This is a genomic window from Bacillus sp. LR--39, assembly GCF_053613335.1.
The window spans coordinates 176501-190423 of the sequence record NZ_JBSIOT010000003.1; the positions used below are offsets into that span (position 1 = coordinate 176501).

The 13923-nt window shown below is 47.8% G+C and carries 15 protein-coding genes; 7 read left to right on the forward strand and 8 right to left on the reverse strand.

Annotated features, from left to right (window positions below; all coding sequences use genetic code 11):
* Nucleotides 1–45: 45 nt before the first annotated feature.
* Nucleotides 46–1353: a 4-aminobutyrate--2-oxoglutarate transaminase gene (gene gabT / locus ACWHAR_RS15890; protein WP_032872899.1), complete on the reverse strand. Its 1308-nt coding sequence runs from the start codon at nt 1351–1353 to the stop codon at nt 46–48.
* 107 nt (nt 1354–1460) lie between these two features.
* Here gabT and gabR point away from each other — a divergent pair, with 107 nt between their 5' ends.
* Complete coding sequence (gene gabR, locus ACWHAR_RS15895; RefSeq protein WP_032872897.1) at nt 1461–2870, forward strand: MocR-like transcriptional regulator GabR; 1410 nt, start codon at nt 1461–1463, stop codon at nt 2868–2870.
* 27 nt (nt 2871–2897) lie between these two features.
* On the opposite strand, the gene ACWHAR_RS15900 is transcribed toward gabR, so the two are convergent.
* Nucleotides 2898–3212 carry an ArsR/SmtB family transcription factor gene (locus ACWHAR_RS15900; protein WP_032872895.1) on the reverse strand — a complete coding sequence of 105 codons (315 nt, stop codon included), beginning with the start codon at nt 3210–3212 and terminating at the stop codon, nt 2898–2900.
* A 141-nt stretch (nt 3213–3353) separates the two neighbouring features.
* Between ACWHAR_RS15900 and ACWHAR_RS15905 the strand changes: the two genes are divergently transcribed.
* From ACWHAR_RS15905 to ACWHAR_RS15920, 4 genes are all read left to right on the forward strand, one after another.
* Complete coding sequence (locus ACWHAR_RS15905; RefSeq protein ID WP_032872892.1) at nt 3354–3641, forward strand: putative quinol monooxygenase; 288 nt, start codon at nt 3354–3356, stop codon at nt 3639–3641.
* A 16-nt stretch (nt 3642–3657) separates the two neighbouring features.
* Nucleotides 3658–4404, forward strand: a complete 747-nt coding sequence (nfsA, locus tag ACWHAR_RS15910; RefSeq protein ID WP_032872890.1) for an oxygen-insensitive NADPH nitroreductase — start codon at nt 3658–3660, stop codon at nt 4402–4404.
* Between the two features lie 160 nt (nt 4405–4564).
* Complete coding sequence (locus tag ACWHAR_RS15915) at nt 4565–5440, forward strand: TetR/AcrR family transcriptional regulator (RefSeq protein ID WP_032872887.1); 876 nt, start codon at nt 4565–4567, stop codon at nt 5438–5440.
* 17 nt (nt 5441–5457) lie between these two features.
* Nucleotides 5458–6882: an MDR family MFS transporter gene (locus tag ACWHAR_RS15920; RefSeq protein WP_045555063.1), complete on the forward strand. Its 1425-nt coding sequence runs from the start codon at nt 5458–5460 to the stop codon at nt 6880–6882.
* A gap of 41 nt (nt 6883–6923) precedes the next feature.
* Here ACWHAR_RS15920 and ACWHAR_RS15925 read toward each other — a convergent pair whose 3' ends face one another.
* The 4 genes from ACWHAR_RS15925 to ACWHAR_RS15940 are packed head-to-tail and all read right to left on the reverse strand — an operon-like array spanning nt 6924 to nt 10532.
* Entirely contained in the window at nt 6924–7868 is a 945-nt protein-coding gene (locus ACWHAR_RS15925; protein WP_003156329.1) for a siderophore ABC transporter substrate-binding protein, read from the reverse strand.
* A gap of 21 nt (nt 7869–7889) precedes the next feature.
* Complete coding sequence (locus ACWHAR_RS15930; RefSeq protein ID WP_007609404.1) at nt 7890–8648, reverse strand: iron ABC transporter ATP-binding protein; 759 nt, start codon at nt 8646–8648, stop codon at nt 7890–7892.
* Nucleotides 8642–9589, reverse strand: coding sequence for an iron chelate uptake ABC transporter family permease subunit (locus ACWHAR_RS15935; RefSeq protein ID WP_014416905.1), 948 nt, complete (start codon nt 9587–9589; stop codon nt 8642–8644). The genes ACWHAR_RS15930 and ACWHAR_RS15935 overlap by 7 nt, the downstream gene beginning before the upstream one ends.
* Complete coding sequence (locus ACWHAR_RS15940) at nt 9579–10532, reverse strand: ABC transporter permease (protein ID WP_032872883.1); 954 nt, start codon at nt 10530–10532, stop codon at nt 9579–9581. The genes ACWHAR_RS15935 and ACWHAR_RS15940 overlap by 11 nt, the downstream gene beginning before the upstream one ends.
* A 413-nt stretch (nt 10533–10945) precedes the next feature.
* Here ACWHAR_RS15940 and ACWHAR_RS15945 point away from each other — a divergent pair, with 413 nt between their 5' ends.
* Together ACWHAR_RS15945 and ACWHAR_RS15950 are read left to right on the forward strand one after the other, a co-directional pair.
* Complete coding sequence (locus ACWHAR_RS15945; protein WP_007609394.1) at nt 10946–12310, forward strand: aspartate kinase; 1365 nt, start codon at nt 10946–10948, stop codon at nt 12308–12310.
* 79 nt (nt 12311–12389) lie between these two features.
* On the forward strand, nt 12390–12500 hold the full coding sequence (locus tag ACWHAR_RS15950; RefSeq protein ID WP_369878517.1) for a YjcZ family sporulation protein: 111 nt from the start codon (nt 12390–12392) through the stop codon (nt 12498–12500).
* A gap of 150 nt (nt 12501–12650) precedes the next feature.
* Here the strand turns inward: ACWHAR_RS15950 and ACWHAR_RS15955 are convergent, their stop codons facing one another.
* Nucleotides 12651–12770 (reverse strand): PhrC/PhrF family phosphatase-inhibitory pheromone, encoded by a 120-nt coding sequence (locus tag ACWHAR_RS15955; RefSeq protein ID WP_003156334.1) that lies wholly within the window; start codon nt 12768–12770, stop codon nt 12651–12653.
* Entirely contained in the window at nt 12754–13902 is a 1149-nt protein-coding gene (locus tag ACWHAR_RS15960) for a Rap family tetratricopeptide repeat protein (protein WP_007410270.1), read from the reverse strand. Before ACWHAR_RS15960 ends, ACWHAR_RS15955 begins: the two co-directional genes overlap by 17 nt.
* Nucleotides 13903–13923 lie beyond the last annotated feature (21 nt).

Genomic DNA, 13923 nt, shown 5'->3' on the forward strand with positions numbered 1-13923 from the left:
CTTTCATGATAGCAGACACATCCGCCGGCATTCCAATAATTGAACTCACAGAGCTGCTTCGATAATGGAAAGGCCTTCTTTGAGCTGCTCATCCGTCACGACAAGCGGCGTCAGGAATCTGATAATGTTGCCATTTATGCCGGCCGTCAGCAGCAGCAGCCCGTTCTCGTTCGCCGTTTTAGCGATCGCCGCGGCTTTTGCTTTGTCCGGTTCCCGCGTGTCCGGATCTTTGACAATTTCGATGGCCGCCATCGCGCCGAGTCTGCGCACTTCTCCGATGCAGGCATGCTCTTTTTTCCACTCGAGCGCTTGATGCTCAATGATCCGGCCGATCTCCTCGGAACGCTGATTCAGCCCTTCTTCTTCAATAATATCCAAGACCGCAAGCGCAGCCGCACAGCCGAGCGGGCTTCCCGCATATGTGCCCCCGAGTTCACCCGGCGCGGCGGCATCAAGCATTTCCGCCCGGCCGATGACGCCGCTCAGCGGCAATCCGGCCGCAAGTGATTTGGAAACGGTGATCAAATCCGGAACGGCTCCGAAATGTTCAATCGCAAAATACGTTCCCGTTCTGGCAAAACCGGTCTGAATCTCATCCGCTACAAAAACAATGCCGTGTTTTTTACAAAAAGCGGCGACGTGCTGGACGAAACGTTTTGACGGAATGATGAAGCCGCCTTCTCCCTGAACCGGCTCCATTACGACACAGGCGACGGTTTCCGGTGCAACTGCGGCGATAAAGAAATCCTCAAAAGCGCTGATGATAAAGTCGTCATACTGCTCGTCGCTCATGCCGGCCGGCTTTTGATAATAGTAAGGAAACGGCGCCTGATACACCTCTGAGGCAAATGGGCCGAAACCGTATTTATAAGGCTTCACCTTGCTCGTCATGCTCATCGTCATGTTCGTGCGGCCGTGGAACCCTCTTGTAAATGACACGACAGCCTGGCGCTTCGTATATTTTCTCGCGATTTTCACGGCGTTTTCCACCGCTTCCGCCCCCGAATTGAGAAAAATCGCTTTTTTCGCATGATCTCCCGGCGCAAGGGCGCAAAGTTTTTCGGCCAGCTCAATATAAGACGGATACATCATAACGTTAAAACCCGGGTGAATCAGATCCTCCGCCTGTTTCTTCACGGCCTCCACCACTTTCGGATGGGAATGGCCGACATTCAGCGTTCCGATCGCTCCGGCAAAATCAATGAATCGTCTGCCGTCCAAATCGTACAAAAGCGCCCCTTCCCCTTTTACCGCCATGCCGCGGTTTCCGTTGCCGACCCCCTTGGAAACGAATTGATCCCGTTTTTGCTGCCACTGGGCAGTTGTCACTTCTGATGATGCTGTTTGGCTCATAGATTCCATCCCCCTGCATTGTTTTCTTATCATTCTGACTTCTTTTTGGTATGATGAAAAGTACCAAAATCAATTTATCCATGGTATCAGAAAGGGGCAGGGTCTGGATGCTGACGATTTCCATTGATCATTCGGAAACGGCGGATTATATCTATCAGCAGATCTATCAGCACATAAAAGCGGCCGTTTTGAAGCGCAGCCTGATGCCTCATACAAAGGTGCCGTCTAAACGGGAGCTTGCCGAGACGCTGAAGGTCAGCGTGAATTCAGTGAATTCAGCTTATCAGCAGCTGCTTTCGGAAGGTTATTTATATGCGGTCGAAAGAAAAGGTTTTTTCGTGGAGGAAATTGATACGGTTTATCATGAAGAAGCGCCTTCGCTCCTATTGCCGGATGATTTGAAAGAGCGGGAGACGGATAAAAGCGGCTGGATTTCGTTTTCTCATATGAGCGTGGATACGGCGCATTTCCCCCTGAAAAGCTGGTTCCGCTGTGAGCATAAAGCAGCCGCCCGTTCATTTCATACACTCGGTGAACTCGTCCATCCGCAAGGTTTATATGAAGTCCGTGAAACAATTTCGCGGCTTATTTCCCTGACAAGGGGCGTTACATGCCGCCCGGAACAAATCGTGCTCGGGGCGGGCACGCAAATGCTGGTGCAGCTGCTGACGGAACTGCTGCCAAAAGACGCGCTCTACGCCATGGAGAACCCGGGATATATGAGGATGTACCGGCTGCTGCAAAACCTCGGGAAAAAGACAGCAACGATCGGCCTTGATGAGAAAGGCATGTCCATGGCCGAAATCGAAAAGCGCCGGCCCTCTGTATTGATCACCACGCCTTCCCATCAATTCCCCTCAGGCGTGATCATGCCGGCTTCCCGGCGGATTCAGCTTTTAAACTGGGCCGCCGAACAGAACGGCCGCTTCATCATTGAAGATGATTATGACAGTGAATTTAAATATGACGCCGATACGATACCGGCGCTTCAAAGCCTTGATCGGTTTCAAAATGTCATCTACATGGGGACCTTTTCAAAATCCCTTTTCCCAGGTCTGCGCATCAGCTATATGGTTCTGCCGCCCGGGCTTTTGCGGACGTTCAAAGAGAGAACGTATGACCTGCATACGTGCAGTACGCTTGCCCAGCTCGCGCTGAAAGAATTTATCGATTCAGGTGAATATCAGAAACATATTAAAAAGATGAAGCAGCATTATAAGAACATGCGGGAACGCCTCATTTCGGCTTTGGAAGAAACATTCGGAGAAAGAATAAGTGTAAAGGGCGCCAATGCGGGGCTTCATTTTGTCACGGAGTTTGACTGCGCCCGTTCAGAAAAAGAGATATTGGCACGGGCGGATGCAGAACAGCTCGATCTGTTTGCGATGAGCCGGTTCCGTCTGAAAGCGGGAGGCGATTCAAACAAACCGCAGCTTATCCTGGGGTTCGCCCGTCTGAAGGAGAGCGATATTCAAGAAGGCGTCCTCAGGCTTTACCGGGCAGTTTTCGGCGCATAAAAAAACCCCCGGAATTCGGGGACTTATTTACCAGCGGTCCGGTTCTGTCTGCAAAATCGCCTCCAGCAGGCCGGGAAACACCGCTTGTAAATCATCTTTGCGCAGGGAATAATAACGGTGCTTCCCGTCTATGCGCACTTGGGCGATCCCCGCTTCCCGCAGCACTTTGAAGTGATGGGACAGCGTTGATTTAGCGACCCGGACATCAGCGCAGGTTCCGCACGTTTTTTCTGTTGTTTCCGCCAATTGTTTGACCAGCTCTAAGCGGAGCGGATCACTCAGAGCATGAAGAACCTTTGTCAGCTGTAAGCGTTCGGTTTCAGGATGGTTTGGAATGTTCATGAGTCAAATGTAACACATAAAAGCGGCGGGTGACAATTTAGGCGGTGAGGGTTTTTCCTTTACCTTTCGCAATGAAACATGTTACAGTTAGTTCGATAATATTCGAACTATAACAAATTAACCCAATCAGGAGGAATAACAATGATCGTCTTACAGGCTTACATGAAAGTAAAAGCGGATAAACGCGAGGAATTTTTAGGAGAAGCGCAATCACTTCTTCAGCATTCACGCGCGGAAGAAGGAAATGTGCAATACGATCTTTTCGAAAAAGTCGGTGAGGAGAATACATTCGTCATGCTTGAACAATGGAAAGATGAAGAAGCGATGAAATTCCATAACGCAACTGACCATTTCCAAGGATTCGTGGCAAAAGCGAAAGAAGTGCTGAGTGCGCCGCTTGACGTCGTCCGCACAGAACTGTCAGAGTAACGAAAGGATGAATGACATGAACGAAGTCCTTCAATTATTAACAGACCACCGTTCCATCCGCAGCTACACAGATGAAACCGTATCGGATGAACAGCTGGATCTTATCATCCAAGCCGCTCAGGCAGCGCCGACTTCCATTAACGGTCAGCAATTTACCGTTATCGCGGTGAAAGATAAGGAACGGAAGAAAAAAATATCCGAATTGGCGGGCGGCCAGCCGTGGATTGACCAAGCGCCGGTTTTCCTTTTATTCTGCGCTGATTTTAACCGCGCCAAAATTGCGCTTGAAGAATATAATGATACACCGCTTGAGATCACGAACGGTTTAGAGTCCGTTCTAGTCGGAGCCGTAGATGTCGGGATTGCGCTGGGTACGGCAACGGCTGCGGCTGAATCAATGGGACTCGGCACTGTGCCGATCGGCGCCGTGCGCGGCAAGCCGGACGAACTCATTGAATTGCTGAAACTTCCGAAATACGTTTTCCCGGTTTCCGGTCTCGTCATCGGCCATCCGGCAGACCGCTCCGCGAAAAAACCGCGTCTGCCGCAAGCAGCCGTTCTGCATCATGAAACGTATCAAGAAGAAGATTTAAGAACCCATATCGAGGCCTATGACAAGCAGATGTCCGAATACATGAAAAAACGCACCGACGGACAGGAAACAAGAAACTGGTCACAAGGTATCACTTCCTACTATAAGCAGGTTTATTATCCTCACATTCGTGAAATGCTTGAAAAACAAGGATTTAAGACGGATAAATAAACGTATCAGCCTGCCGGAACACTCCGGCAGGTTTTTTCTATTTCTCAAACAAAAGCGTTGACACTATGTAAAAATTTTTGTTAATATTTTCATCATATACTCATTGGTTTTCTGTGAACCGATGGGTTTTCTATTGTGACGAAAGAAGGAATCTGGGCTTATGAATGATAAGAAAACGGATATTCTGCTGGCGGCAAGGAAGCTTTTTTCCGGGAAAAGCTTTTCGTCGGTTTCGATGCAGGCGATCGCAGAGGAGTGCAAAGTCTCCAAAGCATCTTTATATAAGCTGTTTGAATCAAAGGAAGACCTGCTCCTGGAGCTGCTCGATTTTAACCAGAAACAGATGGTAGCCGCCGCTTCATTATTGAATGAAGAAACAAGCCTCTCCCCTGAGGAACGGTTTGCCAAAAAACTGATGGCTGAGCTTGAAGGCTTCAGGCGCAATCAGCAGTTTTTTAATATGCTGATGTACGGAAGCCCCTCTTCCATTAATGAGCGGGTAAAGCGGCATATCCACAGAGCCCGCTCCACCTTTATCTGCTGGCATCGCGATTCACTGATTCAGACGTACGGCGAAGACATTATTCCTTATGTATGGGAGCTGGTGATCGTCCTGCAGGGGCTCCTGAGAGAATGCATCACGCTGATTAAGCTGGAAAAAGAACCGCTCGCCCTGGAGCCGCTCACGGAGTTTATCATCCGCCATCTCAATCTCATCGTCGAAAACAGGACAACCGAAACCGCATTGCCTCAGGAGATGATTGACCTTTATATCGCCTCCGCTTCCTCATTTGAGCCGAAAGACAAAACCGTATTGCTGGCTGAAAGCCTGAAGGAACTGAAAGAAGCGGTCTCAGTCCTTCCGGAGGAAAAATATGACGTCGCAGGACTCGCTTCCGCGGCGGCTATGCTGGAGAAAGAATCAGCGGACAAACAGCCGCGGGATTTTCTTATAAAAGCGCTCATCGGTTATTTGGAGCAGGCCGGACCGCTGCACCAGCCGCTTGCAGCCGTTAAAACATTGCTCAAACTATAAAGAAAGAAGGAATCAGCTTGAATAAGAGTATTGAAACTGCACCATACAAACGCTCTGTCATTGTCGGGATTCTTTTGGCGGGAGCGTTCGTCGCCATTTTGAACCAGACACTGCTTATCACGGCGCTGCCGCACATTATGAATGACTTCAATATAGACGCCAACAAAGCACAATGGCTGACAACATCGTTTATGCTGACGAACGGGATTTTGATTCCGATTACCGCATTTTTAATAGAGAAATTTACGAGCCGCACCCTCTTGATTTCCGCCATGAGTATTTTCACGGCGGGCACCATTGTCGGCGCATTCGCCCCGAATTTTCCGGTGCTCTTAACGGCCCGGATTATTCAGGCGGCCGGCGCCGGGATTATGCTGCCTCTCATGCAGACGGTATTTCTCACGATTTTCCCGATGGAAAAGCGCGGCCGCGCCATGGGTATGGTCGGCTTGGTTATTTCGTTCGCGCCGGCGATCGGCCCGACGCTTTCCGGATGGGCGGTCGAAGCATTCTCTTGGCGGTCTTTGTTTTATATTATCTTCCCGATCGCGGTCATCGATTTGCTTTTAGCGATTATTCTGATGAAAAACGTCACGACATTACGAGAAACACAGATTGATATTTTATCCGTGATCTTATCGACCCTCGGATTCGGCGGCCTGCTTTACGGCTTCTCAAGCGCCGGTTCATCAGGGTGGACCAGTGCTGAAGTGCTGACTTCGCTGCTTGTCGGAGCGGCCGCGCTGATTTTCTTTATCGCAAGACAGATGAAGCTCAAAAAACCGATGCTGGAATTCCGCGTGTTTTCTTTCGGGATTTTCAGCCTGACCACCCTGCTCGGAACGCTTGTCTTCGCGCTGCTGATCGGAACAGAAACCATTCTCCCGCTTTACACGCAAAAAGTCCGGGGCGTATCCGCGTTTGATACCGGATTAATGCTTTTGCCGGGCGCGATTGTGATGGGAATGATGTCTCCGTTTATCGGCCGGGTGTTTGACAGAATCGGCGGAAAAGGCCTTGCGATGACCGGATTCTTCATCATCCTGCTCACGTCCCTTCCGTTTATGAATCTGACAGACTCGACGTCTCTCATTTGGATTGTCGTCGTTTATACCGCGCGGCTTTTGGGAACAGCCATGATTATGATGCCGGTGACGACAGCGGGAATCAACGCCCTGCCGCGCCACTTAATTCCGCACGGCACAGCCATGAACAATACCGTCCGCCAAGTCGGGGGTTCTATCGGTACGGCGCTTTTAGTTTCCGTGATGAGCAGCCAGGCCGCACACGCCAATGCGTCAACTCCGGGAAACGCCGCCCTGCACGGCATGAATGCGGCATTTGTCGTAGCCGCCTGCATCGCGCTGGCCGGCTTCCTCTTATCTTTTACATTAAAGAAAAAACCGCGTCAGCCCGAGCAGCAGCAGGCCGTTACGCGGTAAACCAAAAAGAACCCGATCACGTATGTGACCGGGTTCTTTTTTTACTTCTCGATTCCGTCTTTTACTTCTTTCACCATCTGAGCCATGGATTCCAGGCCGCCTCCTGATAAATACCATGTAGCTGAATCAAGGTAGACAACATGGTTGTTTTTCACAGCTTTCACCGATTTTACATAATCATTTTCAACCACTTGTTTTGTTGAAGATTTTGTGCCGATCGCTGTTCCGCGGTCAACGACAAACATGTAATCAGGGTTTGTTTTGGCGATATATTCATAGGAAATGCTTTGTCCGTGCAATGAGGCTTCGATGTTTTTGTCAGCCGGTTTGACGCCGAACACATCATGAATGAAGCCGTATCTTGATTTAGATCCGAACGCGCTGATTTTGCCGTCGTTCGCCATCACCACTAACCCGTTTTTATCCGTGCTGCTTGTCTTTTTCTTCAGATCGGCAATGGATTTGTCAATTTTCGCAAGCTTATCTTTCACTTCATTTTCTTTGTTGAAGATTTTGCCGATCACTTCGGTGTTTTGCTTGAATCTGTCAACGTAGTTTGTATAGTCATCATCAAGATAAATCGTCGGCGCGATTTTTGAGAACTCTTTATAAGAATCAGATTGTCTGTGGGCGATAATGATTAAATCCGGATCAATATCCGCGACTTTTTCAAAATCCGGTTCTTTTAAACCGCCGGTATTGGCGTATTTATCACTATTATATGAAGATAAGTATTTTGGAAGGTTTTGTTTCGGAAGCCCCGCCACGTGATCCTGTAAACCGAGTTCATCCATCGTGTCCAGCATTCCGAAGTTGAATACGACGACTTTTTTCGGATTCTTCGGCACTTTGACTCCTTCTTTGTTCAGATCATCTTTGATTGTGATTGTTTCTTTTGATTTGCCTGATGTTTTGTCCCCGTTTCCGCATGCAGAAACAACAAAAATCGTAACGAGCGCAATGAATAGCAATGCGAATTTTTTCATGATTTTCACCTCATCTGGTTTTTAAGAAAAGTACACACCGATCCGCTGACTGTCAATCTCTTGAATCGGGATGGTCATATCATAAATATCTTCAAGCACGGAGGTTTCAATGATCTCCTCCGCCGGCCCTTCTTTGACGATCCGTCCGTTTTTCAGTGCGACGATATGGTCTGAATACACGGATGCGAAGTTGATATCGTGAATCACTACGACGACCGTTTTTCCGAAGTCTTCCACAAGCCGCTTCAACAGCTTCATCATTTCAACGGAATGCTTCATATCTAAATTGTTCAGCGGCTCATCGAGAAAAATATAGTCCGTATCCTGAGCGATGATCATCGCGATAAACGCCCTCTGACACTGGCCTCCGCTGAGCTGATCGAGGTATTTATCCTTTAAATCATCCAGCTTCATATAACTGAGGGCCTGGTTGATATGCACCCAATCTTCATCCGTCAGTTTCCCTTGGGAATACGGAAATCTGCCGAAGCTGACCAGGTCTTTAATTGTCAGTCTGATATTGATTTGGTTCGTCTGCTTCAAGATGCTGATTTTTTTTGCCAGATCGTTGCTTTTGCAGGCCCCGATCTCTTGCCCGTCGACCGTGATTTCCCCGGAATCCGTCTTAATCAGCCGGCTCATGATAGACAGCAGCGTGCTTTTCCCCGCGCCGTTCGGACCGATAAATGAGGTGAGCCTGCCCTTTTGAATGGATAGAGACGTTTTCTCAAGGACGGTTTTCCCTCCGTATTGTTTGCTTACATTTCTGACCTCTACCATGATTTATTCTCCTTTAACAGCAGATAGATAAAATAAATCCCGCCGGCAAAATTAATGATGACGCTCAGCGTCGTGGAAAATGTGAACACTTTCTCCACGACGAACTGGCCCCCGACGAGCGCGACGATGCTGATCAGGACAGAACCCGCGATTAAATACGTGTGCCTGTAGGTTTTTAAAAACTCTCTCGCCAGATTGACGACAAGCAGTCCTAAAAACATAATCGGCCCGACAAGAGCCGTAGAGACAGACACAAGAATGGCGACGACAATGAGCATCTGTTTCACAAGCTTATCGTAATCAATCCCCAGGTTGACGGCGTGCTCCCTGCCGAGGGACAGCACGTCAAAAAACCGCGTGAACCGCCAGACATAAATGCCTGTCAGAAGAAAGACAGCACCGGCAAACCATAAAAGATCGGTGTTGATATTGTTAAAGCTGGCAAACATTTTGTCCTGAACAACCTGGAACTCATTCGGATCAATCAGCATCTGCATAAAGGATGACAGACTGTTGAACAGCGTGCCGAACACGACGCCGACAAGCAGAAGGAAAAACACGTTCCGCCCCTCGCCTTTAAACATGAGCTGGTACAAAACGAGTGACAAGAGCACCATCAGCCCGACGGAGATGACGAAATTAAGATTTTTGTTCATCATGACGATATTCATTGAACCGAACAGGAACACGATGACGGTCTGAATGAGCATATACAGGGAATCGAGGCCTAAAATGCCCGGTGTCAGTATGCGGTTATTTGTAATCGTCTGGAAGATGACCGTTGAAAACGCGATCGCTCCTCCGGTGAGCATCATGGCAAGCACTTTGAAGCATCGTCTCGGCAGGGAGTATTCCCAATTGCCCAGTCCGTAGAACAGGAAGAATCCGATACATATCATGGCGAGCGCCGCCAGCAGCGTAATTTTTTTATTATGACTCATATGCTTTTCTCCTTAACAGCATATACAGGAAGATGCCGCTGCCGATAACACCGACCATCAGGCCGATGGAAATTTCGTACGGGAAGATGATCACCCTTCCCAAAATGTCGCAAAACAGCACAAAAACAGCGCCCAGCAGAGCGGTGTGAGGCAGGCTGCTCCTCAGGTTGTCCCCTTTGTAAATCGACACCATATTGGGAATGATCAAACCAAGAAACGGCAGCATCCCGACGGTCAGGATCACCAGTGAAGCGATGAGCGACACGATAATCAGACCGATATTGACGACGCGTTTGTATTTTAGGCCGAGATTGACGGAAAAGCTCTCTCCCATTCCCGCCACCGTAAATTTATCCGCATACACATAAGCGATGATCACCAGCGGGATACTCAGATATAAAAGCTCATACCGGCCTTTGACGACCAGTGAGAAATCCCCCTGCAGCCAGGACGACAGGTTTTGGATCAGGTCGTATTTATATGCGATAAACGTGGCGACTGAACTGACGATATTCCCAAGCATTAAACCGACGAGAGGAATAAAAATCGCATCATTAAACTTGATCCTCTCGAGAATTTTCATGAACAGGAAATTTCCCGCCAACGCGAAAACGAAAGCGATAGACATTTTCACAAGCGGACTGGCTGATGTAAAAAGCATTAATGAAATCAAAATTCCGAGCCTTGCCCAGTCCATCGTTCCCGCAGTCGTCGGCGATACAAATTTATTCCGGCTGATCTGCTGCATGATTAATCCGCAGATGCTCAGGCTCATGCCGGCGATGATAATGCTCACCAAACGCGGCAGCCGGCTGTCAAACAATGTACCTGCCTGTTCTTTATTTAAATGAAAAATATCCAGCGGCGACAAATCTTCTACACCGATAAATATAGAAGTACACGCCAAAACCGCCAGTAGCAAAAGTAAGTAACGTAGCTTCATGCTGCCTCCCTGCACCCATCACAAACGGTATGACTGATTGCCAAACAACTCCCATATATCCCACTCGTAATGATTATCATTATCAACGACAATTATAATCTTATCATCTTTCCAAGCGCAGTCAATACAGTTTTGCTTTCAAAAGCGGTCATCCGCGGGCCGTACACTAAATTGTCTTACAATCAGTCTATCAAGAATTTGCAGGATTTTCTATAACCTTCATTTGGCTGCTTATCATTTTTTGCACATGATGACACGCTTGAGGGAAACAAATCTGACAAACAGAGGAAAAATTCCTCCATGTAAATACAAATGTTCTCCCCACGTAGAAAAAATCCTTGATTTACATGTTTGAAAGAGAGATAATAAAAATTAAATTTGTGAGAAAATTTAAATATTAGGGGATGTAAATCATGAAAGTTGTAAAATTCGGAGGCAGCTCTCTTGCGTCAGGAGCCCAGCTTGAGAAAGTGTTTCAAATCGTGACGGCTGATCCCGCGCGGAAAGCCGTCGTCGTATCGGCACCGGGAAAACGCTTCTCGGACGATACAAAGGTGACGGATCTGTTAATCCGCTGTGCGGAGCATTATTTACAAAAAGGTGCAGCGCCCGAGCTTGCCGAAACGGTCATTGAGCGGTACGCCGCCATCGCGCGTGAGCTGAACCTGGATTTCTCTATTATAGAAAGAATTCGCAGTGACCTATTCGCTCTCTTAAACAGCTGTAAAACCAATCCCGAACAATATATGGATGCGGTGAAGGCGAGCGGCGAGGACAACAACGCGAAGCTGATCGCAGCCTACTTCCGGCGCCAGGGCGTGAAAGCGGAATATGTAAGTCCGAAAGAAGCGGGGCTGTTTGTGACGAATGAACCCGGAAGCGCGCAGGTGCTCCCTGAGTCTTATGATCATTTGTACCGCCTGAGAAACCGTGAAGGCTTGATCATTTTTCCGGGATTCTTCGGTTACACGAAGGAACATGAGATTGTGACGTTTTCCCGGAGCGGTTCTGATATTACCGGCTCCATTCTCGCCAGCGGCTTAAAAGCCGACCTGTACGAAAACTTTACTGATGTGGACGCCGTCTATTCCGTCAACCCGTCAATCGTGCGGCATCCGAAAGAAATTAACGAACTGACGTATCGGGAAATGCGTGAGCTCTCCTATGCCGGATTTTCCGTTTTTCATGATGAAGCGCTGATTCCCGCATTTCGGGCCGGCATCCCCGTTCAGATTAAGAATACGAATAATCCGGATGCGAAAGGAACACGCGTCGTCAGCAGCCGTGACAATACGAACGGGCCAGTCATCGGCATCGCAAGCGACACGGGCTTTTGCAGCATTTACATAAGCAAATATTTAATGAACCGGGAAATCGGTTTCGGCCGCAAAGCCCTTCACATTTTGGAGGAAGAAGGATTGACGTATGAACACGTTCCATCCGGCATTGACGACATCACGATCATCCTCCGGCACAATCAGATGGACTCAGAACTGGAACACAGGCTCGTCACCCGTCTGAAGCAGGAACTTCAAGCAGATGAGGTCACAGTCAGGCATAATCTGGCGCTGATTATGGTCGTCGGGGAAGCGATGCGCCATAATGTCGGCACAACCGCCAGGGCATCCAAAGCACTGTCGGAAGCCGGCGTCAACATCGAGATGATCAATCAAGGGTCATCGGAAGTCAGTATGATGTTCGGAGTGAAAGAAGAACAGGAAAGACACGCGGTGCGGGCACTGTATGACGAATTTTTTGCCGGAGTCTTACTCTCATAGGACACCGCCTCTTTTTTCTCTTGTCCACTAATATCCCTTACAAAGCAGCTTCTTTTACATATTGTATGGTATAGACAATATGGAGGTGAAGCTCATGTCAGGATATTCAGGAGTCAGCTCTTTCGCTTTGATCGTTGTTTTATTTATCCTGTTGATTATTGTTGGTACTGCCTTCGTTGGCGGTTTCTAAGCATCGCTCCGTCTATATGAGGACGCTGCAGGTTTTGACCTGCGGCGTTTTCTTTTGTTTTCCGCCGCTGTCCGAGTCCGGCCGCGCAAAAAAAAGACTGCCGGGAACATTCTCGGGGCAGTCTTTTCCTTTGTTCAGGCTATTTTCTTCTCACGTCATTCCTCTTTCAGCTACATGGAATTCAGCCTGATCTGTCTGGCCTGCTCCTGTCACTGTAAAAATCGCGGCGGCTGCTAAACAAATAACAAACCATTTAGATTTCAATTTCATACAAACCCTCACTCCTTTGTATTTGTTTCCTTGCCTCTTCGACTTTCAGAAAATAGTCAGAAGAAATCTTAAAGCAATTTTGTTCATAGTAATATTTAGCTGCTTCTAGTGCTAAATCCTCTATATCGGCGTATAAATTTTTATCTTCCAGGTAACGGAAACACGCGCTGATTGTTTCCTCATCCGGTTTCGCCTGATACAGAGCCTGCAGCCATTCGAATTTTACCGTGTAAACGGGATCGTCTGTTTCTTTAGCATATTCATATCCCCGCTTGTGATATTCCGACGCTTTTTCTTTTTTTCCGAGTTTAAAGTAAATGAGTGTGATTAGAAAATATGCTTGAGGAAGAGAATTGACGATTCTTTGTGATTCAAATGTATCAACCGCCCGTTCAAAGTACGGAATCGCTTCGCCGATGCGGTCCTGATTGTAGTAGCACAGTCCGAGGTTATACAGCGCCCTCCCGACAAGCTGCGCTTTTTGTTCTTTTTCGGCCATTTGCAGAGCGTGCTGAAAATGTTTGGCCGCCTGTTCAAAGCGCCTTTCATCCATTAAATTGACGCCGAATACAAAATGGCATTGAATAATCCGGACGTTATATGTGTCCTGCTCCACGTAAATTTCATAAGCGTTTTTTATATGTATCAAAGAAAAATACGTTTGTTTCATATGATAATAAGCTTCGGCCACTTTAAAATAAAACTCCGCCCGTTCCACATGGTCCGATACGAAGGCCAGTTTTTTCTCAGCTTGTTTATAATATGTAATCGCTGAGATAAATTCTCTTTTATCAAATTCAAACATGCCTTTGAAAAAATTGACGTAATAATCGAGAAGCCCCTTGAGGCCGGCCTGGCTGTTATCAATGTTATCAAGAATTTCCGACAGGGTCGGCTGGTCTTCTATCTTCAGTTTTTCCAGCGGCTCCAAGTAGTCCAGCATCAGCTGATGGCGAAATTCCATGAGGGAATAATAAAGCACTAAGTTCGAATCAGGCTCCATATGGTCAAGCTCTTGTTTGATCTCGGCCTTCAAGATCTCCGCATCCGGCACGCTGAATGTTCTGATGTATCGGTACCACTCGTTAATTTTCTGCCCGACTGCTGAAGAAGGAATTAACCCGCTCTTCATTCCTTCACCCTCCCCATCCAA